The following is a 19,975-nucleotide window of genomic DNA, read 5'->3' as shown; positions in this document are numbered from 1 at the left end:
CAAAAAACCCCACAGCGTAAGGCTTATGGGGGTGTTTGTTGGATTAAGATAGTGTTTGATGGTGCGCCTACAGGGACTCGAACTGTAAACGTAAAATATTGATTTATATGATTTTATTTATTGTTATAATTGGCGATACCGTCATGGATACCGCCATTCGTTGAATTGGCTCAGTAATTTATACCAGTTCGAATCCCGCTTTTGGATTCTAACACGGTTACGCTTCATCTTTCTCGTAATCATTTAGCTTTTCAACTATGTCGTCAATTTTGACTTTAAGCCACTTGTTGGGCCGACCTTCCAAATCAGGCTCAGGCAAGAAACCCTCTCTTATTTTAGCTTTTAGAGCTGTGTCGCTCTTAAAGCAAAATATTTGCTTGATATCGCTGGTTGTGTAGTAAATGCCTGTCATGGTTTTTTCTCCTCATCTATGTCAACAGAGAGATAAAAGTGATCTGACTCAGTGTTGATATTGTAATAGTCTTCTTTACAGTGCTCGCAGTATTCGCATTCGCAAGTGTTTCTATCTTCAGTCCAAAACGCAGAATTGACTGAGGTTTGATTGAAGCCAAAAGCAATGTACCGATCTTTGTTTTGCTCTATTATTTCTGCTTGCTCTTTGAGCGTTGTATCGCAATTGGCATCGGCATCGAACGTTTTGTATGCACTTACAACCTTATCAACATCTTTGGATTCAAAGAGCTGATAGTCAAATGTTGATTTGAGTACAATTCGTTCGCTATCCGTCAGTCTTTCATCCCTTGCTAAATCCCATATTGCTTGAGTATCTTTTTCGGTATTAAATACTGACATCAGTCTGGAATAACTATGATTAGCATCAATAGACGATGGCAGCAATCCCAAATACTTCTCTTCTAAGGCTGTCCAAACAGCCATAGCGCCACGCCATGCGTTTTGTGTTTCACCAATAAACTCTGCATAACCATCAGCTTTAAAGCCGTATATTTCAGTTGTACTCACAATCATTCTCCTTATCTAGCTTCATACCCATCACAACAAACGAACGCTCACCGTCATTGGCATACATAAAGTTTTCACCATCATCAGCGGTATAGGTATGCAAGATAGTTTCACCTTTGGTTGACATACCAAACAGTGCTTCTAGTACATATATGCGCTGAAATCTATTACTACCGTCTTTCGGCATTAACTGACCATAAAAACCATTTTGTACGTAAAAGTCCGATGCAGTTACTTCACTAGCTGGATTAAATGCTTTTCTTGCTTGGTTAATCATGACTAGTTGCGGCTTAAATCCATCGGGTATTTCAACATCAGCTTCAACTGGAGGTATGGTGTTGTTATCCAAGCTTCTTGCAATCTCATAACGACAATAGACACCATCATGTAGCTTGCAAGGTGCAGCATGCAGACGGTGACCGTCTGTAGCGTAAGCATTGCCGTTGGCGACGTGGATGTACTCTAAGTGAGGACCCTCACTGCAACCATCTTTTAAAGCCAAGTCTAGCCAGTTAAAATCACTTTCTTTGATAAACTTATCCATGCTTACTCTCCAACTCTTGGCCACACCTAGCACACACGCTTGGCAATCCCAAATCAATTTCTAGCAGCTCAGCGGCTAGGGCGGTCATTTCTTCTTCTGTGCGTGTTGTCATAGTATTTATCCTTTATCATTTATATTTTGCACACTGCACTGGTAGTTATCAGCGATGCATAGCGACTTACCGTATCTAGCAACAATGCCTTCGATTGCTGAAACCCAGTAACCAGCCTTGTCTAAGATTGGACGACGCTCAAAGTAAGCAACGGTGCCAGCCTTATCGATTGCTCGCCACGCCATGTCTAAATATTCCCAACGCACCTCTTTAATAGATTTTGGTACTTGGATGCCACCTCTTGACAATGGCGGCTCTAAAAAAATATCTGGCTGAACACTACTAAACCGAGCATCAAAGTATTGAATCAAGTCTTCAGGGTCGGCGTTTAAGTCTACTGGCTCAACTAAGAGATGCTTTGTACCGTTTAGCATCAGCAAGTTGTCTTCGATAGCAAAGCGCTGTGCGTTTTTACACTTGATACGGCCTGATTTGGTCACATCATCGAATACAGCATACATTCGCACTGTATTAATGCCATTGGACGACTCTCGTGCTACTGAGCTGTTATTTAGTCTCAACATACGCTGATCCTTAATGGTTGGTCTGAGCGATGATTTGCCCAGACCGTTTATATGATTATGTTAAAGCTGACCGTCATAGAATGGTGCGAACGGAATATCATCATCTACTGGACCAGGTGGCGTGCTTGATTGCTTCTGATTATTCGCTTGCACGTTGTTGGGTGCGTTATTATGCTGCTGCCCACCGCCTTGTTGCTTTGTAGAGCCTTGGTTACTCATGTTGTTTTGAAAACCTTGCTGATTATTTTGCTGCGCTGGTTTGCTGTAACTGCCTTGCTGATTGTTATCACCAGCACCGTCAAGCATTTGCATTTGATGAGCTCTTATCTCGGTCACATAGCGGTCAGTGCCATCGTCAGCCTGATACTTGCGAGTCTTTAGCTGACCTTCGATATATACCTTCGACCCTTTGCGAAGATACTGTGCTGCAACTTCACTAAGGCGATTAAATAGAGAGATACGGTGCCACTCAGTAGATTCGCGTTTCTCACCAGACTGTTTGTCGGTCCATTGTTCAGAAGTTGCAACCGATATATTCGTCACACTGCCGCCACCATCGAATTGGCGGTGCTCAGGATCAGCGCCTAAATTGCCAATAATTAAGACTTTATTAACTCCACGCATACAGCGCTCCTTTTATGGCTTACGCCGTTTGTTGTTGGTTTTGATGTACAGGTTGGCTTGGCGGTTGCTGTGTTGCTTGCCAATCAATAAGACCTATCAATTTATCTGACACCAAGTCGTAATTTTTAGCAGGTATTTTGGATATATCTGGGTAAGCAGCTTTTACCTTAGCTAAGGCACCTTTATGCGTTATTTTTAAAATCATATTACCTATGGTGTTTATCTGCTCAGGGTTTAATAGCGCTTCCTCAACACCATCCATAAGCCACGTCATTAGCGCCTCGCCAATACCTTCATCGAGCACCAAGTGTTCACGACCTCTGAAAACATGGGTGCGATCCTTGCTGACTGACGCACCATTAGTTTCATGATCGATATCAATTACAGTAGTAAACTCAAACTCAATGCCGTCGCGCATTTCTGTTTTCATGCCAAGCTTAACTACTTTTTTACGGCCGTTAACTTCAATCTGAGCTGTCTCTGTTTTAGCTCGCATGGTGGTTATAACATGAACATCGCTTTGGATAAGGCATTGAATAAGCGCATCATATCTTGGTGTAACCTTGCTCCAAGCGGCCCATGAATTACCTTTAAAAGTTTTCTCTGCAACCTTATCTACTTCTGCTTTACAGAATGTCCAAACATGGCTAAGACTGTCAATAATTACGATATCAAAGCCTTCTCGAGCAGCATCATTCATTGCTCTGATATAACTCTCAGGACTATGATCGCTTAAATTAATTGAGGAAAAATCAAACTCACTGGAATAAAGGCTAGATGAATCATTTTCTGTATCAATCACTGCAATCTTACCGCCCATACCTTTTGCTATGCGTAGAGCGCTATAAGTTTTACCACAACCTGATACACCAGCAAGTGCAAGCCGTAGCTTCGCCTTCTTACGTTCTGCTTTAGTGAAACGTGCCATTAGATGCTTCCTCCTAACTTGCCGCTACCTGAGAGCTTGCCACTGTAAATCGCGTCAAGCTCTGCATCGGTTGGATCAAAAAATATGATAGATTTTTGACCATGGTTGTAATTTGGCACTGGCTTAGAAGTTAGGTCACTTGCGCGTATTGGTACAAGTGACTGAGTGCCAAGCTTTGCGAGTATCGCCATCGCTGCTCTGTGTCTGAGATTATTCATCGCTACCTCCCAGCCCAAACAAGTAGTTAACCTTGTCATTTGCTTGCTTGACCGCTTCGCGTGCTCTCTTTGCACCAGCGATCAAAGTGTCGATGTCTAATTCCTCCAAATTATTCTCCAAGCGAGAAACCTCATATTCAAGATGATGAATTTCGTTTTTGAGATCGTCGCAACTACCACAATCCTTATCATCGACATGAACAATGCCGTCATGAATTGGCAGTGCGTCTAGTCGGTCTGCAAGAGTGTGAGCCAAGCTGCCGTCGTCACAATCAAGATCTTCATCGATAAGCTCTGCATCGGTCATTGTTTTAAAGCTAATTCTGGTATTCATGCTCGACTCCTTTGCAGTTCGCGGTGGTCGTAACGAGACTTACCAAACTCTTTACGCGCATTTTGATTGTCTGCCCAAGAACCACCACCGATTGGTCTGCTGTTCCTAACACGCTCATATCTTTCTTTAGCAACATCAAACTGCTTTTGCAGACGTTTTGCTAAGTAGGGATCATCGGCTAAGTTAAGTCTAAGAATGCGAAGTGAGTCTCCAATTAAGCGGTACTCGATTACATTTTGACTATTACCTAAAAGAGAAATAGTGTCTTTAGATTCAAAGATTTTGTCGCCGACTTTTAACTTATGCTTGCCACTCTTATCAGCAATAGAGACAACTGCATCAGTCCACATTCCGAACAGCTTTCCGTCTCTGCCTTCAGAAACGTCTTTAGTGAAGAGGTGAGCATATGACGATACAAACCTACGCATCGAACTTGTCAGCTGCTTGGCTAGGGCATCATTGACAGTGGCAGTCTGCCAGCGGCTATCGATGAACTCATGGACATTACTGCGATCAAGTTCTACTTCAAATGGAGCAGTGCGTTTAACTTTGCAGGCGTAGAATGCATAGTTGTCATCTGCATCCGATGTAATCACCTGGGCACCAAACGTACCATCTGGATATTTGCGTACTGAGTTAAGGTTTAACTTGATATGTAAGTTCATGGGTTGCCTCCAGCAGCGTATAAGCGCATTTCAGCGAGTTTTTGATTGGCGTGAGCGTTCTGCTTTCTGAACTCTATAAGCTCAGGACTATCGATTGAGTTGATGCGCGGCTCAAGCGTTGATGTCGCTACGTCTTGCTCAGCCTGCGTAACTAGAAAGCTATTGCAGCCAGTGATGTTGCCAACCATGACGATAGACATACCTACCGCCAGTCCTGCGGCGATATGTGCGCCGCCTGACTTTATTTGGTTGAGTAGTGCGAAATGTTGTGCCATAATCCTTTCACTCCTTGAGAGTTAAAAGCCCTGTCTCTTTGGTCGGATATCAGGGCTTTTTATTGTCTGAAATTTGGTATCGCTTGCATCGTTTGCGTTGTTTGTTGCGATGTATATAAAGTAACTTAACTTACCTTTTATGTCAAGAAGGAAAGTAAGAAAACTTACCTATAATTTATCAGACATAAAAAAACCGCCACTAGGGCGGTTTAGTAATACATAAGTTTTTAATCTCTATAACCTCGCACAGTGCATCGGCAGCCCTCTATAGGCTCAAAAAAGTGCTTATCAAATGCGCGATCTAAGTCGCCATTCAAGATATTAAAACCCTTACCACTAATATCTAAACAAGGTTGAGTAGCTAAATCATATTCAATGACATCAAACTGACCTTGTTTAAAATAGCTGTCATTCTTTAGCTTACTAAGCGCATCAATTCTATATTTCATCAGAGCAAACCAAGATTTATAATATTTTTCATTATCCCATCTATTATTATCAATCTTACAGAACTTACCTGCTTCTATCTTATACTGCTCATCTACCAACTTATAAACATCGCTGAATTCTTGCGGCTTAAGCTTTTCTTCAAGATCATATAGAAACTGCAAAACATCTACATTGGCAAACTTAAAGTGTACTGGGCCTGAAGCTAGTTTGTTGCCAGACACAGTGCCAAAGCGATCTTCTAATCTGTGCTTTTGCTCATCGTTAAAAGTAGCTTGGTACCACCTTTGTAGTCCGAAGAACTCGATTAAGCCACCATTGATATTTTGCTCAATAGCAAAGGTTTCTGCGGGTGGTAATTCGGGCGGTAGTGTAGGCGCATGCTCAACAACCGGTTTGGGAGCAGACTGCGATTTCCAAGCGTTTAATTCGTGCATTAGGTTTTCATAATCTGCTCTATCGTTCTGCATAGGTACTTGCTGCCGCTGCATCGCTTGTTGCGCGGCGGGTGAGTGTAGGGGCATGATGGATGGGCTACCACACTGTCCACACCTTTTGTTTTTTCCACGCCAAATCTCATAGATTATGCCTGGTATGATGTAGAAAAATATCAATATAACAGTAATTATTACACTACCTGAAGGTTTGGGGGTAGTTACCGAGTTGCAGTTACTGCAGTACACTTGTTGTGCCATATCATCAATCGCTTAAATTTGTAAATCAATATTTTACTCGACTTTAACCGATTAGTAGCTATTCGGCAACTATCTAAAACCGCTATTTTAGCTGAAATCATTTATCTCTAAACACAAAAAAACCCGCGCAATGGCGGGTTAGATTTATTGTTTATTTAAACTTATAAATATTATAATTCAAATTTAAATCGATATTTATGAATGTATCTGAAAAGTGTAGAATATAAGATTAATTAAATACAAGGTTTCGAAATGAGCGCTAAATTAGTAGGCAGTAGTTTAACTAGAATAATGTTAGAGCGTGGCGATAAACATATTTGGTGTGCTGTTAGTAATGATAGTGAAGAGCATGCTATGACTGTTATTGATAAATTTGACTATTCCTTACTGGTATATATTACGTCTTTTCATGATGGCGAATTTCTCTGCAAAGATGGTGGTTCATGGCGATTCGCTATTCCAGTTAGAAAGATCGAGTTAACCCCAAAAGAGGTTGGCTTATAGAGAATAGAGCTACTACCACTTTGAATCACAGAGTTTTCACTGGTTCATAATAACCTAACTAAATTTCATAGTTATATTGACGTGAGTGAATATAGTTATGCTAATATGCAGCATAGAGTAGATATTAGAGAGGTTTAGTGTGGATATAATGCTCAAAGGTAGTGAATTGACTCGTTCAATGTTGGACGCAGGTCATCAAGAGATATGGTGTGCAGTAGACGATAGTTCTGATCAAGAGGCTATGTCCAATTTAGCTAACAATGATTTTACAGCTCGTATCGAGTCTTTTGAAAATGGCATGTTTTATTGTACAGGTGGTATGGCTTGGTCATGTGCAGTACCAATTAAGATACGAGCATTGACACATGCTGAGGCAGGATTTTAGATAATAAACATAAGTAAGATAGTTATTGCTGATGATAGAGGGTAGTGCTATATTCTGAACTTACGTCATCTAACCCTAAGGTTGCTTATGAAAACTTGGTCAGCGCTTCTTATCTCTATGTTTATGATGGCGCCAGTCGTACAGGCGAATGCTCAGAACTATCCTTGCTCTAAAAGCATGGGTGGTGTATCGCATTGCAAAGATGGTAAGTTTGTTTGTAAGAATGGCAAGATTAGCCAGTCTAAGAAGGTTTGTACTAATTAGGCTTTGGTAGTCTGATAGACAATAAAAAACCCACTAATCTAGTGGGTTTTTTATTGGTTGATAGCTAATAAAAGTCTTTATAGATATGGGAAAGATCTGTTGTCGAGAATTTATACCTTTTTAATTGAAAAATTATACCTTTTTAGTTGAATTAAGATTGATGTTGATGTAGTATTGTCAAATCTCGGAAGCTTACAACTCTGAGGTAAAACATCTGAAGGAGACATATTATGGCAGTTACGAATTTCGGCAGAGCCGTTCGTAAGGCTCGCCAAGAAACGAACGATACCCTTACGACGATGTCAAAGGGTTTAAATAAATCAGTTGCGTTTCTAAGCGCTATTGAAACAGGTCGTACCAAAATACCATTAGATCTTATACCTAAGATCGAAAACTTTTTTAATAAGAAAGGGTATGTGTTTGACGAAGACCTAAAAGTCGTTGCAAGCGTTGCAAACGAAAATATTCCCATTGATGGGTTGTCTTATCAATACCAAATGATGGTAGCAGGATTTGCTAACTCTAATTTCAATAGAGAGGATTTAGATAAGATTTGTAGTTTACTTGATGAAATAAAGAAGGCAAAGGAGGTTCTGAATGACAGAACAGATTTATGATAGGCACTTAAGAGGGCATAGGGTTGCTATGTGCACTCCAGTAGAGATTGAGCAGACTGTAAAAAGTATTATAGGTATATTTGGTATCAACAAATCAATTCTCAGAAGCATGGATTTATTCATTGAAGATATGTGGAATAAATACAGGATAAATATTGAGATTGTAAGTGATAATGATTGGCTTGATGTTGCGAATGCGCTATGTGATCCTGCTAGGGTCACAATAGCAATGCCCGAAAAGCTATATAAAAGAATAGTAAAGAAGCGAAGAAATAAAAATGACTGGAAAGCCTTACATATTTTTTTTCATGAGCTAGGCCATCTACTACTAGGTCATAAGCCAGTTTTACATTACTCGGAAACTTTGGCTACAAAGCATGAGGATAGCGAATGGCAGGCAGACTATTTTGCTGACATTATATTACAAGCACTTGGTCAGCAACAGTATAAACAGCTTAGTTTATTCTAAATATAAAAATGACTTGGAAAGCTACCAACTAACCAAGCCATTTAAAGTTTTGTACTGTAAAACCAAGGCAGTGCAGAAGCCTTAAGAAGAGATACAGGTATAACGTCAGAAACTATATTTTATCAATTTTTAAGGTCATTAACAATCCTTGGTTACAATTTGCCAGGAGAATGATCTAATGGCTAAGAAAAAAATCAACAATAAACCTGCCCCAAAAGGCATGAGATGGGTATGTTGTCGCTTCCGCAAGGTACGTGGCAATTCAGGTAAAAAGCTAGATGCTCACGAGTATGGTTATGAAGCATGGTGCTTTTTAGTACCCAGTGGTGGTCCATAGTCGTCAGTAGATTGTGTTTATTTTTATAAAGTTTAAAAAACAAGTCTCCGCAAGGGAGGCTTTTTTCACTAACGATCTTCAATCACCTTACCACACGCCTTCAACCCAACCTCTCTAGCCTCACTCAAGTCAGCACCTTTCTTAATGCTATACGGTACGTTTGGTGTCAGACCTGCTTGCTTTAGAGACTCTGCAGCCGCCTTATTCAGCGGAGTGCCAATAGAAGACTCATCAATATAGCCTGCAGGTTCAAAATACACCTCAATGCCAAAATCAGGGTAATAAACACAGGATATTTCACCTGATGTCGTAAATGGGTAGGGGTCATCATGATCAGCGAACCAGAACATTTCATGCACCATAACATAGCCAGAAACAAACTTATCTCTTTCGTCTTGGACAGGAGTGCACGCAGCTAACGATAAGACAGCTATGCTAATTAACCACCTGGGCAAATTGATTCGCATGGTACTCCGTCCTTGTCTCGGTCTAGTCGAGTGTTACCACACTTAAGCGCTTGCTTAGCTTGTTCACAATTAGCCATTTGGCCACAAGTGCTAGGCAGACCTTTGCATTGCGAACCACCAGAACCTTTGACAAATAGTGGATGGTCAATCTCGACAGATTCCTTCAGAACAGAATTACCTTGAAATGGGTTGTCTACCGTCGTGACTCCAGCGTTGGACGACATTGCGAACACAGATAGCGCCGCGGCTAGTATTAGTTTATGCATAATCACATCCTTGTATTGGTTATTCGAAATCTAATGCCTCACGATACACGCACCAACCCAATGGTAGCGCGTCGACTGGCGTAGCGTGTTTTAAGAAGTGGCAGATCCAGTAGTATTCGTATGGTTTCATGACTTTCTCAATACTTGATTGCGCTGTACTGCTACGCCACAAATTGAAAAAGGTGTGAAACGACTATCGATAATCGGATAGTTTTCATTCGATGGTATTAGCTGTGAATACTCTTCACCTGTATTTTCATCGAAACCGCGTGGACGCCATTTTTTGAAAGTAACCTTCTTCTCACCTTTTCGTAAAGCAATTACATAATCAGCAGGATTTGGCTGCATATCAGGATCAATAAGCACGAGCTCTCCTGATTTAAAATCAGGCTCCATACTATCGCCCTCGAGTAATATCCAGTAGACATTATCGCCAGCATCACCTATGACAGGTTCAAACTCGTCAGATATAGCCTCATCATGATATTCGCAAAATTCACCTGCTTGAACATAGTTTAAAACTGGCGCTCGTCTAACTGACTTTTCTTGTATTTTTTTAAAGTTATCGCCATCACCAGTGCCGTCAGTCAAGTATTCAACGCTGCATTTAAAATAATCAGATAATAATTGTAGATATTCTAATTTTGGCGCATTTTCATCATCTTCCCAGTTCTTAATTGCTGTTTTTGACACGCCTATTTTGGCACCCAACGCTTCACGAGACATCTTCTTATCTTTTCTAAGTTTTAACACTCTCTGACCTAAAGTTTCCATAAATCCTCCTGTAATGCAAGTAAGTTATCTTACCACTTGATAAGGTAAGTTTTCTGTGCTTTAATAGGTAACTTAACTTACTTTATTAATAAAAAAGGTAACTATTATGACTAAGGATGAGGCGCTTCAAGTTGCCGACGGATCTGTCAATGAGTTAGCTCGCATGCTTGGCATTAGACATTCTGCCGTATCGCAGTGGAGCGATGAAAAAATCCCAGAGCTTCGCGAATATCAGATTAAAGAAATTATCGATAAGCGCGAAGCTGAACAACAACCAGAGGAAGCTTAACCATGTGCCATAAGCCGATACATGCATTATCAGATGAACACCGTGAGAAAGCACGCGAAGCGCATCATCTGATTTCTCAACGATTCTCAACCGTTTCTCAAACCAAGGTATGCAACGAGACAGGCGCTAATAAAGACAAGGTTAATCGCATGGTAAATAACGACCTAGATTTGGTCGCAAGCATGTTGACGGTATTGGGACTAAAGGTGGTGCCGCAGGATTACATTTACTGCGACCCTGAAATCGTCGATGCCACTGCCGTATTTTTTCAACACGCAGCAAGCTCCCCTGATTTTATGCGTCGTCTGCTATCAGGGCACTCATTGCCGAAAGGTGTGTTGTGATTATTGTTGGTCCTATGATCGATTGGACCACTACAGATTATCTACTGCACATAAAACGCAGGCAATAAAAAACCCTAATCAGGTGCAACTGATTAGGGCTTCCAACAAAGTGAAACTAGAAATTGGAGTATATAACCATGCAAAACATTATGCAAGTAAGCGAAATCGATAAAACCATGTCTAGTCGTGAAATAGCCAAGCTAGCAGATAAGCAGCATGGTCATGTTGTTCGAGATATTGAGCTGCTTAATGAAACTTTGGCTCAGGAGTCACTATCCATAATTGGAGAGTCGTTTTTTACAGCAGATAACGGCCAGACGTATAGAGAGTTCCTACTCACCAAAGAACAGACGATTGACCTTATGACTGGGTATAGCAGAAACTTGCGCGTTCGTATAAATCGTCGTTGGGCTGAGTTAGAACAGCAAGTATCGCAGCCAGTCGTTGCATTACCACAAGATTATATATCAGCCCTTAAAGCACTGGTAACGAGTGAAGAGGCAAAAGAGCATGCCAACTCTCAAATTCAGTTGTTACAGCCAAAAGCTGCTGCACTAGACACGCTCAGTCACGCTAAAGGCTCACTTGGCATACGTGAGACAGCAAAAGCCGTTGGTATACCGGAACGAGAGTTTGTAAGGCGTTGTCTAGATAAAAGCAAGCCCATGTCGTCACGATTCCTGTATCGAGACGATAACGGCAAGCTAAACGCACATGCTCACCGTATTAAGCAAGGCTTTATGACTCAGAAGATAGGCAATTATGCAGATAAGGATGGTTATGATTTTGCGACTGTCCAAGTTAAGTTTACCGCGGCAGGCGTGGCGCATATCGCAAAGTTGATGCAAAACAAGCCATCTGGTCAGTTGAGGGTTGTGTGATGGCTGTCATTGGTAGTAAGCCAAGGTTACATAGAGTTATCACGGACAAAGACTTTCAACAGTCGGCCGCAAAAGGCTTGTCTACTGGCTTTACCACGTTGGTGAAACATGGCACTTATCCACGCTCAGGAATGGATCATCCAAACTTAGCAATAGGTGACCGTTTAGAGTTTATTTTAAGCAAGAAGGGTTTAAGGCTGCTTGGTATTCAGCCAGCGTTTGAGGTCAAATAAATAGGCTTGCAACGTGATAGAGATAGCGACCAGTGGGTATGGGCTATTGAGTTTAGGAAATTGGAGCTAAAGCAATGACAATGCATATTTTTAATGTAGATGATGCAGTCGAACATGGCGTGGAAAAAGCGGTCATATTGCAGAATATGCGCTTCTGGCTAGATAAAAACAAAGCTAATGGCACCAACTTGCATGACGGTTATTACTGGACGTACAACAGTGCAGAAGCCTTCTTTAAACTGTTTCCTTACCTCAAGTCAGCAAAAATAATCCAACGACTACTAAAAAGCATGGTAGCAGAAGGTTTATTACTGGCTGGCAACTACAACAAGAAGGGTTATGACCGCACAAAGTGGTACTCAATGCCTGAATATTGCGCTGAAAGCCTTGATACAAGCCATTGTTCAAAAATGACCATTGCATTGGACAAAAACGACCAATGCAATGGTCAAAAATGTCCAATGGATTGTTCAGAAATGTCCAATGCATTAGTCAAAAATGACCAACCAATACCAGATGTAAACACAGATAGTAATCCAGATGTAAACACAAATGTAAACACAGATATTGGTGCTAAAAAGAAACCATCAAAAAAAACCGTTAAAAAGCTCACTGATTATCCTAATGATTTTAAACCTACTGAAAACCAAGTAGCTAAGATGAATGAGTACGGAATCAACATACCTTTATTTTTAGATACATTCGAAAGTGGAACAAAAGCGAAAGGTATTCAATACAAGTGCTGGACTAGCGCATTCACTACTTGGATAAATAACGAAATTAAATTTCGTAAGCTTGTACCAGTCTCAGAGAAGCCTTTCAGTATTGATGACGAGGATTGGAATAATCCAAACGCACCAGCTAGATACCAACAACCTGATGCTTACCATCCTAGTCACCAGATAGATAGACCAATGATTGATACAAGACCAACAGCACCAGTTGTAGATAACTGGCACTGGAAAGAGCCGCTACCAGGCATGAGCGTAGCCCAAACTACGGAATATCTAAAAGCCAATAAGCGCAAAGGTGAGAACACAAACAAAGCTTATCAGAGACTGCTTGTTGAATTGCAGGAGGGGGTATGAGTATTAACTATTTGGTAATAGTGCTGATGGTTACCTACTTTCTTTGCTCATTGCTCATTGCTTTTAGCTTATCCAATAGGGCGTATGACTCACAACAGACGTAAGGGATATGTTTTTAGGGTCAAGTGGTATCACAAGGCAGCAAGTACCTATGTTTTGGCGTTACCGGTATTTCTAATCTTAGTTTATCTCATTGGCGAGTGGCTATGAAAACCACAAAAGGGTACAGCGTCGCAGGTCTGCAAACTGCCTATCACCCCAAAGAGAATGTATTTCGAGGCTGGTCGGGACGGGTAAGAGTAGTTGCTGGGGATCCGTTCCATGACGAATACGCCAAGTGGGACGATTTCGGAAACGCCAAAGATCACGAATATGGTGATATTAATTTAAAGGATGATAAGTGATGAACAAGAACATACAAGCACTAGGTCGCATGAAGACGGGAAAGATGAATAACACTGAAAAAGCCTATGGCCAGCATTTGGAGATGCAGCGACGAGCAGGTGAAATCTCTTATTACTCTTTCGACGGCATCAACCTACGGTTAGCAGACAATACGTTCTACAAACCAGACTTCTTGGTTATGCGCTCAGACGGTCAGCTAGAGATACATGAAGTGAAAGGCCAGTGGACTGACGACGCGCTTGTGAAGATTAAAGTCGCTGCTGACAAGTTCCCTTTCAAGTTTATTGCAATCATGAAGCAGACCAAAAGGAATGGCGGTGGTTGGGATGTTCGAGACTTTTAACGTATAGAAAAGTATAGGTGCTAGCTAGGATTAGCAAATTGCTGACAATGATGTCAATTCACATGATTACTGATAAATTGAGGTTGAGGATAGATGGATAAAATACTGAGTCAACGATTTGCTACAAGTCCACGCTTAGAATTGCAGCATGGCGATTGGCTAAAGCAGGGTATGGGTGCCAAGACGGTTAAATTTGATATTGGTCAGGGTGGTTTGCCTCCTGAAGTAAATTGGGAGGATAAAGCTGCTGCTATTGGGTTGATCAAGAGCAAAACAGGCAAGGCTCTAGCTTCACTCTTAGTATGGGGTGACAATGAGCTGTATGACTGGTCAGAGTCGTTTAATGACGTGGTTAATCACTTAGCAGCTAACATGATTAAGTATTGCTTAGAGGACGATAGAGGCGCACCCAAATCTAAATATACGCTTAATGAGTTAGCGTATAAGATGGCGCGTATGACACTACATTTTGAGTTATATAATTTGTGGTCGCTGTATTCAGTTGAAGGCCGCTTACTCTTTAGCGGTATCGATATGTCAGCGAGCTCATACAGTCAGATATGGTCCAAGTATCAAGAGAGGATGCTGCATGATATTGACTACCTAATGAGCTTTATTAATCAAGATGTGGATCACTATAGATATGAGTTAAATGATTAATGACTATGGAATAATAAAAACATGACTATAGTTGACTATAACTATGTTAAAGTAATGTTTTTTTATGTTAAGGAATTGTCTGTGAAAAAAGTACCTATTTTAATTGCTGGTTTACTGGTCCTGATAGCTGGCTATCTATATGCATCACCTTATTTAGCATTAAATGGTATAAAAAACGCAGTTCAAGAACAAGATGCCGAAAAGCTTTCTAGTTACGTTGATTTCCCAAGTGTAAAGCAAGGAGTTAAAGACCAATTCAAAGCCAAGGTTGCTAAAGAGATGGTCATTGAAGATAATAACAATGGTTTTGAAGCGCTAGGCTCAATGTTTGCTACAGCAATGATAGATCCGCTAGTTGATGGTCTCATTACGCCAGAAGGAATAGCAGCTCTGATGGCAGAGAAAAAGGATCAGAATTCTACAGAAGCTAATACACAAGAAGAATCAAACGAATCTGATGATTTAGTATATGAAACTGGTTACGATTCCTTCAGCGACTTCCATGTTAACCTTGGTAACCCGGAAGTTGATAAAACTATAAAGGTTATGTTGCATCGTGATGGATTAAGCTGGAAAATAGTTGATATAGACTTTCCCTTAGATGATTTCTAGTGACCAAGTATTGCCAATCTTTCCAAGATAGTTTTAATACTTGACCCTTGCCGACAGTTGATGCTATATTTCTCACACTGGCGATTGTAAGTGAAGCCAACCCGATTCAGGCGTTTAGTTAATACTAACCGCCTTTTTTATTGCCTAAGATTTGCCCGATGCCGGAATACCGATATCGGGCTTTTTTATGTCCAAAATTTAGCGATGGAATGCTATGTGCGAACTAACCAACCAACAGGCTTATGATTATTATCATGAGGTAAAGGAGTCGTGCGCTAAGTATTATTGGTACGAATTTTTGAAGAGTCGAGCTGATAGAGGTATGGAAGGTGCGCAGGACTTTGTAGATAAGATTGAGCTTTGTGAAGAGAGATAAGTGTTCATGGATAGGTTGACAGAACAGTATATTAAAATGGCGTAAGTATCTGATTATGATCATATTATATTTAATATTTAATCAGTTGATCTATGAAAAATTATAGGGTAGGATGCAGTTATCTTGAATTATCTTATAAATATCACTTAACTGAATAGGCTGGTTGGCATAATATGGACATTACTATTAACGTAAAAAAATATGTAACACTGGTACCGATAGTAATCGGATTATTGTTGTTCTTTACTCATAACATTGGTATTTATGGGTTTGTAGCAAGCGGCCTTATTACAATGCTTTTAGTTTTGACGCTTTTAACAAGTGATTATCAAAAGAAAAGCCTTAGCTTTCTACCAATTCTTATCGGAATCATACTGTTAATAGCATATCTCGTATGGTTTATTGCCAGTCAAGGTGATAAGTTTATTTTTTAAACGTTTTTTCTGGACCAACAAGCTGCCGAATAGGCGGCTTTTTTTTATATCTGAAATTTGGTACCGACGTTCATAGTGTTACCACAAACACTTTTGCCTCCCTTGATCGGACGAGGCATTTTTTTTAAGACTGGCAGTGAGACACACTGTCGCTAATCGCAGAGGTTTGTATGTAGTGAAGCATAGGTTTTGACATGCGCCTAAATTCAAGAAACCACGTACTGCCTACCAGATTTAGCCACTGGTAGCACATGCCATAGAGAAAACTGCTAGCAGATGACGACTGCGACATACGATGAGTTATCAATCACCATATTATTTGCATGTGATGAGGATGCGATTTGATAACACTGCTTGGCTCACTTCGGTGAGCTTTTTTTATGCACGCTGATTGGAGGTGAGCATGGCAAAAGCTAGAACGCTCACCACAAAACAGCGTTTGTTTGTCGATGAATACATTATTGACCTGAACGGTACGCAAGCCGCTATCCGTGCAGGTTACAGTAAGAAAACAGCCCAAGAACAGGCAAGTCGCCTGTTATCAAATGTTATGGTTGAAAACGCAATTAACGAAGCTATAGCAGATAGACGTAGGCGGCTTAGAATTGACGCTGACACGGTTCTATTCCAGTGGTGGCAGATTGCTAATGCTGACCCAAACGAGCTGACACAGCTTAGACGGTTTAACTGTCGCTATTGCTGGGGCGATGACCACGAGTATCAGTGGACGCCAAAACAGTATGAGCGTGCATGCATGGACGCACAAAAAGACGAACAACCTGAACCATATAATTTAGGTGGTTCGTTTTATGAGCGTAAACGACCGCCGCATCCTGATTGCCCTGAATGTGGCGGCGATGGTACGGAAGATATTTATTTTGCTGATACTACACAGCTCAGCCCACAGGCAAAACTACTCTATCAAGGTGTTGAGCAAACTAAGTTTGGGCTAAAAATTAACATGGCTGATCAGATGAAAGCGCTGGATAACGTGGCAAGGCATTTGGGTATGTTTAAGGATACTGTAAATCATGTGTCGGAAGATGGCTCGATGTCACCCGTATTTAATATTGTAGGAGTATCGCCCGATGACACAAGCGCATCAGGTGACAGTACCGAATAAGTTACTACCAGCCTTTAGCAATCTATCTCAGGCCATTTACGACATTATTGTGTGGAAAGGTGGGCGAGGTGCTGCTAAGTCACAAGCATTGGCGGCTATCGGCATATTAGAGAGCTACATTGATGACGGTGTGATTTTATGCTGTCGTGAGATACAAAAATCGGTAAGCGATAGTATTTATTCAATGCTGGTAAGTTACATTGAGGACAAAGGGTTAGGCAAAGATTTTAAGATACTTAACACTTCGATAACCAATATCAGAACTGGCGCAGAGTTTATCTTTGCAGGTCTCAAATCAAACATCACTAGCATTAAATCAATCAACAAACTACGTGTTGTCTTGGTCGATGAGGCTGAGAACGTATCGCAAAACAGTTGGGACATCTTACTACCAACACCTCGTTATGGTGCTGTACGTATCTATGTTGTATTTAACCCTCGTTTTGAGGACGACCCAACGTATCAAGAGTTTGTAGCTAAGACTGATCCGCGCAAGCTAGTTATTGATATTCAGTACACAGACAACCCATGGTTCCCGCCTTCTCTTGAGCGACAGCGTCAACGTGATGCTAAAGGCGACGCTGGGCGTTATGCATGGATATGGAAAGGTAAGTTTTTACAAATTACCGATGCGAGTATCTACGGTAAAAAAATTGTATCAAGGGCGTTTGAGGTTGATGAGAGTTATGGTGAACCGCTTATTGGCGTCGATTGGGGTTTTAGTAATGACCCTAACGCCGTGATGGAAAACTACATTAAAGGTAATACATTGTACATACGCAATGCGGCCGACAAGGTAGGGCTTGAGCTTGATGATACCGCTGAATGGCTGGTTAAGCATGTGCCAGTTATTAAGAAATACACGAGCCGAGCAGACAGTGCAAGACCGGAAACAATTAGCAAGGTTAGAAAAGATAAAGATAATCCAGTGCCGCTGATCAAAGCGTGCAAGAAGTGGTCAGGTAGTGTCATTGAGGGTATTGCTTACATACAGTCATTTGATGAAATCGTAATACATCCTGACGCTGATGCTTGTCGCGCTGAATTGACTGCTTATAGCTTCAAAAAAGATAAGTTTGACGAGATTACATCTGTGCCGCAAGACGAAGATGACCATTACTCAGATGCTCTACGTTATGCGCTTGAACCGTTAATCCAAAACAAACCTAATAAACGACATAGAGCCACTGCTGGCAAACGGACGTACAGATGAATGATATAACTGAAAAACCGCGTTACCGTGTTGTCGCTGGTGGCGCTTTAAGTCAAGAGCAGGTGACAGACTTACGAGGCAAGACCTTCTACCGTCACCTGATCCGTACTGACACTGACGAGATACTTAAGAAAGCGGGTATCAGTCGTCATGCGTTAAAGACATTGCTTACTGACCCAGACATTGACCAAGCGATTGATAGACGCGAAGAAGAGTTGGGCGGTGCTGAGTATACGATTACACCAAGTGAGGGTGTTGTTGCTAGTTTTATCTATGAGCAACTAGACCTGCATCTTGAGACGATATTGCAAGGCTCGTTGCTTAGCAAGTGGTACGGCTATGATGTGATTGAAATGCTATGGGGTAAAGATAGTAATGGGCGTAATGCAGTTACTTCAATGATGTCAAAACCTATCCAATGGTTTGAGCCGTTATCTGGGGGTGAGCTCCAATGGTTCCCAAACGATGGTAGTCAGCCAATTATGATTAGTAATCAAAAAGACTTCTACTATCGCTATCTATATCAGCAGCACAAGCCAACGTATCTAAACCCCAAAGGCAAGTCCTTACTTAGCCGTGTTTACTGGCTGCATTATTTTAAAACTAATGGCTGGCGCTTTTGGTCTAAGTTCTTAGAGCGTTTTGGTTCGCCATTGCTTATTGGTAAGACCGATGCAACCAGTGATGATGACGCGCAAGGATTTGCCAATGCATTACTCAAGGCGCACAACTCAGGCGTGGTCACTATCGGCATTGATGAGGATGTGACCGCTGTAACAGCTGGCAGTAATGGCGAGGCGTTTGTTAGCTACGATTCAGTTGTTAAACAGAGTATCACTACTTACTTGCTAGGTCAGACGCTTACCAGTGGCACAGATAAAGGCGGTACTTACGGTCAGGGTGTTGTACACCAAGAGCAGCAAGAGATTATCTTTAGCAGCGACCGTAAGCATGCACTTAAAGCCGTTCAACGCTTCATAGATGTGATCTGTGTTGCTAATGGTTTTGAAGCTCCTGAGTTCAACTGGGTGGCTAAAAAATTCATCAATCAAGAGCAGTTAGACGCTGACAAGAAAGCACATGACATGGGCGTTCGCTTTACCAAGTCATACTTTGTTGATGAGCATGGCTATAACGAGCAGCACATTGCTCACATGGATTATGGCGATGGCCAAGGCGCTATTAAGTTACCAACGTCAGCACAAGCTAATCGTTATGCATCAATGGCTAGCAAAACATGGCTGCCATTTAAAGCGGCTGACAGTGACAGCGAATTTACGCCCGAACAAATGGAGCTTGAAGCAGTCGCAGATGATGCACTAAATGCAAGCGTACAGCCGTTTGATACTAATGCGGTGCTATCGCTTGTCGCAAATATTGAAGGCGATACCGACAAAGAAAAGGTAGATAATTTGCGTGAAGCATTGTTTAACATGGTCGGTGAGAGCTTAGCTGACAGTGGATTTACTCAGCTAGTTAATACCGCTATACAGGTCGCTGATGTCCATGGTTTTGCTGATGAATCGAGTGAGGTTTGATGTTAT

The 19,975-nt window shown here is 41.3% G+C and carries 32 protein-coding genes; 18 read left to right on the top strand and 14 right to left on the bottom strand.

The annotated features are described in order from the left end of the window. Positions 1–217: 217 nt before the first annotated feature. The 11 genes from JMX82_RS01850 to JMX82_RS01800 all read right to left on the bottom strand — a co-directional run bounded on the left by JMX82_RS01850 (position 218) and on the right by JMX82_RS01800 (position 6,176). Entirely contained in the window at positions 218–412 is a 195-nt protein-coding gene (locus tag JMX82_RS01850; RefSeq protein WP_055124058.1) for a hypothetical protein, read from the bottom strand. After that, the gene (locus tag JMX82_RS01845; protein ID WP_201539131.1) at positions 409–981 is read right to left on the bottom strand and encodes a hypothetical protein; all 573 of its coding nucleotides are present in this window, start codon (positions 979–981) and stop codon (positions 409–411) included. The genes JMX82_RS01850 and JMX82_RS01845 overlap by 4 nt, the downstream gene beginning before the upstream one ends. Continuing rightward, entirely contained in the window at positions 968–1,525 is a 558-nt protein-coding gene (locus JMX82_RS01840) for a hypothetical protein (protein ID WP_201539130.1), read from the bottom strand. Before JMX82_RS01840 ends, JMX82_RS01845 begins: the two co-directional genes overlap by 14 nt. A 117-nt stretch (positions 1,526–1,642) precedes the next feature. Continuing rightward, entirely contained in the window at positions 1,643–2,161 is a 519-nt protein-coding gene (locus JMX82_RS01835) for a hypothetical protein (RefSeq protein ID WP_201539129.1), read from the bottom strand. Positions 2,162–2,221: 60 nt separating this feature from the next. Continuing rightward, on the bottom strand, positions 2,222–2,785 hold the full coding sequence (locus JMX82_RS01830; protein WP_201539128.1) for a single-stranded DNA-binding protein: 564 nt from the start codon (positions 2,783–2,785) through the stop codon (positions 2,222–2,224). 19 nt (positions 2,786–2,804) lie between these two features. Further along, complete coding sequence (locus JMX82_RS01825) at positions 2,805–3,713, bottom strand: ATP-binding protein (protein WP_201539127.1); 909 nt, start codon at positions 3,711–3,713, stop codon at positions 2,805–2,807. Next, a complete protein-coding gene (locus JMX82_RS01820) occupies positions 3,713–3,931 on the bottom strand; it encodes a hypothetical protein (protein ID WP_201539126.1) in 219 nt (72 codons plus the stop codon). Before JMX82_RS01820 ends, JMX82_RS01825 begins: the two co-directional genes overlap by 1 nt. Further along, on the bottom strand, positions 3,924–4,265 hold the full coding sequence (locus JMX82_RS01815; protein WP_201539125.1) for a hypothetical protein: 342 nt from the start codon (positions 4,263–4,265) through the stop codon (positions 3,924–3,926). Before JMX82_RS01815 ends, JMX82_RS01820 begins: the two co-directional genes overlap by 8 nt. After that, positions 4,262–4,930: a hypothetical protein gene (locus JMX82_RS01810; protein ID WP_201539124.1), complete on the bottom strand. Its 669-nt coding sequence runs from the start codon at positions 4,928–4,930 to the stop codon at positions 4,262–4,264. The genes JMX82_RS01815 and JMX82_RS01810 overlap by 4 nt, the downstream gene beginning before the upstream one ends. Further along, positions 4,927–5,205, bottom strand: coding sequence for a hypothetical protein (locus tag JMX82_RS01805; protein ID WP_201539123.1), 279 nt, complete (start codon positions 5,203–5,205; stop codon positions 4,927–4,929). The genes JMX82_RS01810 and JMX82_RS01805 overlap by 4 nt, the downstream gene beginning before the upstream one ends. Before the next feature lie 227 nt (positions 5,206–5,432). After that, complete coding sequence (locus JMX82_RS01800; protein ID WP_201539122.1) at positions 5,433–6,176, bottom strand: hypothetical protein; 744 nt, start codon at positions 6,174–6,176, stop codon at positions 5,433–5,435. Between the two features lie 423 nt (positions 6,177–6,599). Between JMX82_RS01800 and JMX82_RS01795 the strand changes: the two genes are divergently transcribed. The 6 genes from JMX82_RS01795 to JMX82_RS01770 all read left to right on the top strand — a co-directional run bounded on the left by JMX82_RS01795 (position 6,600) and on the right by JMX82_RS01770 (position 8,923). Further along, complete coding sequence (locus tag JMX82_RS01795; protein WP_201539121.1) at positions 6,600–6,851, top strand: hypothetical protein; 252 nt, start codon at positions 6,600–6,602, stop codon at positions 6,849–6,851. A gap of 148 nt (positions 6,852–6,999) precedes the next feature. Further along, positions 7,000–7,236 (top strand): hypothetical protein, encoded by a 237-nt coding sequence (locus JMX82_RS01790; protein ID WP_227676263.1) that lies wholly within the window; start codon positions 7,000–7,002, stop codon positions 7,234–7,236. 87 nt (positions 7,237–7,323) lie between these two features. After that, positions 7,324–7,500 carry a hypothetical protein gene (locus JMX82_RS01785; RefSeq protein ID WP_227676265.1) on the top strand — a complete coding sequence of 59 codons (177 nt, stop codon included), beginning with the start codon at positions 7,324–7,326 and terminating at the stop codon, positions 7,498–7,500. Between the two features lie 230 nt (positions 7,501–7,730). Then, positions 7,731–8,117, top strand: coding sequence for a helix-turn-helix domain-containing protein (locus tag JMX82_RS01780; RefSeq protein ID WP_201539118.1), 387 nt, complete (start codon positions 7,731–7,733; stop codon positions 8,115–8,117). Further along, positions 8,098–8,586, top strand: coding sequence for an ImmA/IrrE family metallo-endopeptidase (locus JMX82_RS01775; protein WP_201539117.1), 489 nt, complete (start codon positions 8,098–8,100; stop codon positions 8,584–8,586). The genes JMX82_RS01780 and JMX82_RS01775 overlap by 20 nt, the downstream gene beginning before the upstream one ends. 178 nt (positions 8,587–8,764) lie before the next feature. After that, on the top strand, positions 8,765–8,923 hold the full coding sequence (locus tag JMX82_RS01770) for a hypothetical protein (protein ID WP_201539116.1): 159 nt from the start codon (positions 8,765–8,767) through the stop codon (positions 8,921–8,923). 68 nt (positions 8,924–8,991) lie between these two features. Here the strand turns inward: JMX82_RS01770 and JMX82_RS01765 are convergent, their stop codons facing one another. From JMX82_RS01765 to JMX82_RS01755, 3 genes are all read right to left on the bottom strand, one after another. Further along, on the bottom strand, positions 8,992–9,273 hold the full coding sequence (locus JMX82_RS01765) for a hypothetical protein (RefSeq protein ID WP_227676251.1): 282 nt from the start codon (positions 9,271–9,273) through the stop codon (positions 8,992–8,994). An 89-nt stretch (positions 9,274–9,362) separates the two neighbouring features. After that, positions 9,363–9,656, bottom strand: a complete 294-nt coding sequence (locus JMX82_RS01760) for an excalibur calcium-binding domain-containing protein (RefSeq protein WP_201539114.1) — start codon at positions 9,654–9,656, stop codon at positions 9,363–9,365. 126 nt (positions 9,657–9,782) lie between these two features. Then, a complete protein-coding gene (locus tag JMX82_RS01755; protein ID WP_201539113.1) occupies positions 9,783–10,430 on the bottom strand; it encodes a LexA family protein in 648 nt (215 codons plus the stop codon). A gap of 106 nt (positions 10,431–10,536) precedes the next feature. Here JMX82_RS01755 and JMX82_RS01750 point away from each other — a divergent pair, with 106 nt between their 5' ends. The 12 genes from JMX82_RS01750 to JMX82_RS01695 all read left to right on the top strand — a co-directional run bounded on the left by JMX82_RS01750 (position 10,537) and on the right by JMX82_RS01695 (position 19,969). After that, the gene (locus tag JMX82_RS01750; protein ID WP_201539112.1) at positions 10,537–10,719 is read left to right on the top strand and encodes a Cro/CI family transcriptional regulator; all 183 of its coding nucleotides are present in this window, start codon (positions 10,537–10,539) and stop codon (positions 10,717–10,719) included. Between the two features lie 2 nt (positions 10,720–10,721). Next, positions 10,722–11,063: a hypothetical protein gene (locus JMX82_RS01745; RefSeq protein WP_201539111.1), complete on the top strand. Its 342-nt coding sequence runs from the start codon at positions 10,722–10,724 to the stop codon at positions 11,061–11,063. Positions 11,064–11,200: 137 nt separating this feature from the next. Further along, positions 11,201–11,944, top strand: coding sequence for a Rha family transcriptional regulator (locus JMX82_RS01740; protein ID WP_201539110.1), 744 nt, complete (start codon positions 11,201–11,203; stop codon positions 11,942–11,944). Next, a complete protein-coding gene (locus JMX82_RS01735; protein WP_201539109.1) occupies positions 11,944–12,177 on the top strand; it encodes a hypothetical protein in 234 nt (77 codons plus the stop codon). Before JMX82_RS01740 ends, JMX82_RS01735 begins: the two co-directional genes overlap by 1 nt. A 74-nt stretch (positions 12,178–12,251) precedes the next feature. Further along, a complete protein-coding gene (locus JMX82_RS01730; protein ID WP_201539108.1) occupies positions 12,252–13,265 on the top strand; it encodes a hypothetical protein in 1,014 nt (337 codons plus the stop codon). A 206-nt stretch (positions 13,266–13,471) separates the two neighbouring features. Then, positions 13,472–13,669, top strand: a complete 198-nt coding sequence (locus JMX82_RS01725; RefSeq protein ID WP_201539107.1) for a hypothetical protein — start codon at positions 13,472–13,474, stop codon at positions 13,667–13,669. Further along, complete coding sequence (locus JMX82_RS01720; RefSeq protein ID WP_201539106.1) at positions 13,669–14,013, top strand: DUF1064 domain-containing protein; 345 nt, start codon at positions 13,669–13,671, stop codon at positions 14,011–14,013. The genes JMX82_RS01725 and JMX82_RS01720 overlap by 1 nt, the downstream gene beginning before the upstream one ends. 93 nt (positions 14,014–14,106) lie before the next feature. Continuing rightward, positions 14,107–14,673 (top strand): hypothetical protein, encoded by a 567-nt coding sequence (locus JMX82_RS01715; protein WP_201539105.1) that lies wholly within the window; start codon positions 14,107–14,109, stop codon positions 14,671–14,673. 81 nt (positions 14,674–14,754) lie between these two features. Further along, positions 14,755–15,285 carry a DUF2939 domain-containing protein gene (locus JMX82_RS01710; protein ID WP_227676250.1) on the top strand — a complete coding sequence of 177 codons (531 nt, stop codon included), beginning with the start codon at positions 14,755–14,757 and terminating at the stop codon, positions 15,283–15,285. 1,213 nt (positions 15,286–16,498) lie between these two features. Beyond that, positions 16,499–17,218, top strand: a complete 720-nt coding sequence (locus tag JMX82_RS01705) for a terminase small subunit (protein WP_201539104.1) — start codon at positions 16,499–16,501, stop codon at positions 17,216–17,218. Continuing rightward, a complete protein-coding gene (locus tag JMX82_RS01700; RefSeq protein ID WP_201539103.1) occupies positions 17,184–18,431 on the top strand; it encodes a PBSX family phage terminase large subunit in 1,248 nt (415 codons plus the stop codon). The genes JMX82_RS01705 and JMX82_RS01700 overlap by 35 nt, the downstream gene beginning before the upstream one ends. Further along, on the top strand, positions 18,428–19,969 hold the full coding sequence (locus JMX82_RS01695) for a DUF935 family protein (RefSeq protein ID WP_201539102.1): 1,542 nt from the start codon (positions 18,428–18,430) through the stop codon (positions 19,967–19,969). Before JMX82_RS01700 ends, JMX82_RS01695 begins: the two co-directional genes overlap by 4 nt. Positions 19,970–19,975 lie beyond the last annotated feature (6 nt).

It is taken from the genome of Psychrobacter sp. 1044 (genome assembly GCF_904846525.1).
Taxonomy (GTDB): domain Bacteria; phylum Pseudomonadota; class Gammaproteobacteria; order Pseudomonadales; family Moraxellaceae; genus Psychrobacter.
Note: the sequence above shows the minus strand (reverse complement) of the source record. Positions and strands in the feature narration are given on the sequence as shown.

Coding starts and splice junctions, on each gene's coding strand:
- JMX82_RS01750 (WP_201539112.1), top strand. CDS start 10,537: ATGACTAAGGATGAGGCGCTTCAAGTTGCCGACGGATCTGTCAATGAG.
- JMX82_RS01715 (WP_201539105.1), top strand. CDS start 14,107: ATGGATAAAATACTGAGTCAACGATTTGCTACAAGTCCACGCTTAGAA.
- JMX82_RS01785 (WP_227676265.1), top strand. CDS start 7,324: ATGAAAACTTGGTCAGCGCTTCTTATCTCTATGTTTATGATGGCGCCA.
- JMX82_RS01720 (WP_201539106.1), top strand. CDS start 13,669: ATGAACAAGAACATACAAGCACTAGGTCGCATGAAGACGGGAAAGATG.
- JMX82_RS01740 (WP_201539110.1), top strand. CDS start 11,201: ATGCAAAACATTATGCAAGTAAGCGAAATCGATAAAACCATGTCTAGT.
- JMX82_RS01695 (WP_201539102.1), top strand. CDS start 18,428: ATGAATGATATAACTGAAAAACCGCGTTACCGTGTTGTCGCTGGTGGC.
- JMX82_RS01850 (WP_055124058.1), bottom strand. CDS start 412: ATGACAGGCATTTACTACACAACCAGCGATATCAAGCAAATATTTTGC.
- JMX82_RS01700 (WP_201539103.1), top strand. CDS start 17,184: ATGACACAAGCGCATCAGGTGACAGTACCGAATAAGTTACTACCAGCC.
- JMX82_RS01755 (WP_201539113.1), bottom strand. CDS start 10,430: ATGGAAACTTTAGGTCAGAGAGTGTTAAAACTTAGAAAAGATAAGAAG.
- JMX82_RS01825 (WP_201539127.1), bottom strand. CDS start 3,713: ATGGCACGTTTCACTAAAGCAGAACGTAAGAAGGCGAAGCTACGGCTT.
- JMX82_RS01815 (WP_201539125.1), bottom strand. CDS start 4,265: ATGAATACCAGAATTAGCTTTAAAACAATGACCGATGCAGAGCTTATC.
- JMX82_RS01790 (WP_227676263.1), top strand. CDS start 7,000: ATGCTCAAAGGTAGTGAATTGACTCGTTCAATGTTGGACGCAGGTCAT.
- JMX82_RS01770 (WP_201539116.1), top strand. CDS start 8,765: ATGGCTAAGAAAAAAATCAACAATAAACCTGCCCCAAAAGGCATGAGA.
- JMX82_RS01820 (WP_201539126.1), bottom strand. CDS start 3,931: ATGAATAATCTCAGACACAGAGCAGCGATGGCGATACTCGCAAAGCTT.
- JMX82_RS01830 (WP_201539128.1), bottom strand. CDS start 2,785: ATGCGTGGAGTTAATAAAGTCTTAATTATTGGCAATTTAGGCGCTGAT.
- JMX82_RS01840 (WP_201539130.1), bottom strand. CDS start 1,525: ATGGATAAGTTTATCAAAGAAAGTGATTTTAACTGGCTAGACTTGGCT.
- JMX82_RS01730 (WP_201539108.1), top strand. CDS start 12,252: ATGACAATGCATATTTTTAATGTAGATGATGCAGTCGAACATGGCGTG.
- JMX82_RS01745 (WP_201539111.1), top strand. CDS start 10,722: ATGTGCCATAAGCCGATACATGCATTATCAGATGAACACCGTGAGAAA.
- JMX82_RS01735 (WP_201539109.1), top strand. CDS start 11,944: ATGGCTGTCATTGGTAGTAAGCCAAGGTTACATAGAGTTATCACGGAC.
- JMX82_RS01835 (WP_201539129.1), bottom strand. CDS start 2,161: ATGTTGAGACTAAATAACAGCTCAGTAGCACGAGAGTCGTCCAATGGC.
- JMX82_RS01810 (WP_201539124.1), bottom strand. CDS start 4,930: ATGAACTTACATATCAAGTTAAACCTTAACTCAGTACGCAAATATCCA.
- JMX82_RS01765 (WP_227676251.1), bottom strand. CDS start 9,273: ATGTTCTGGTTCGCTGATCATGATGACCCCTACCCATTTACGACATCA.
- JMX82_RS01705 (WP_201539104.1), top strand. CDS start 16,499: ATGGCAAAAGCTAGAACGCTCACCACAAAACAGCGTTTGTTTGTCGAT.
- JMX82_RS01775 (WP_201539117.1), top strand. CDS start 8,098: ATGACAGAACAGATTTATGATAGGCACTTAAGAGGGCATAGGGTTGCT.
- JMX82_RS01780 (WP_201539118.1), top strand. CDS start 7,731: ATGGCAGTTACGAATTTCGGCAGAGCCGTTCGTAAGGCTCGCCAAGAA.
- JMX82_RS01760 (WP_201539114.1), bottom strand. CDS start 9,656: ATGCATAAACTAATACTAGCCGCGGCGCTATCTGTGTTCGCAATGTCG.
- JMX82_RS01795 (WP_201539121.1), top strand. CDS start 6,600: ATGAGCGCTAAATTAGTAGGCAGTAGTTTAACTAGAATAATGTTAGAG.
- JMX82_RS01805 (WP_201539123.1), bottom strand. CDS start 5,205: ATGGCACAACATTTCGCACTACTCAACCAAATAAAGTCAGGCGGCGCA.
- JMX82_RS01725 (WP_201539107.1), top strand. CDS start 13,472: ATGAAAACCACAAAAGGGTACAGCGTCGCAGGTCTGCAAACTGCCTAT.
- JMX82_RS01800 (WP_201539122.1), bottom strand. CDS start 6,176: ATGCCCCTACACTCACCCGCCGCGCAACAAGCGATGCAGCGGCAGCAA.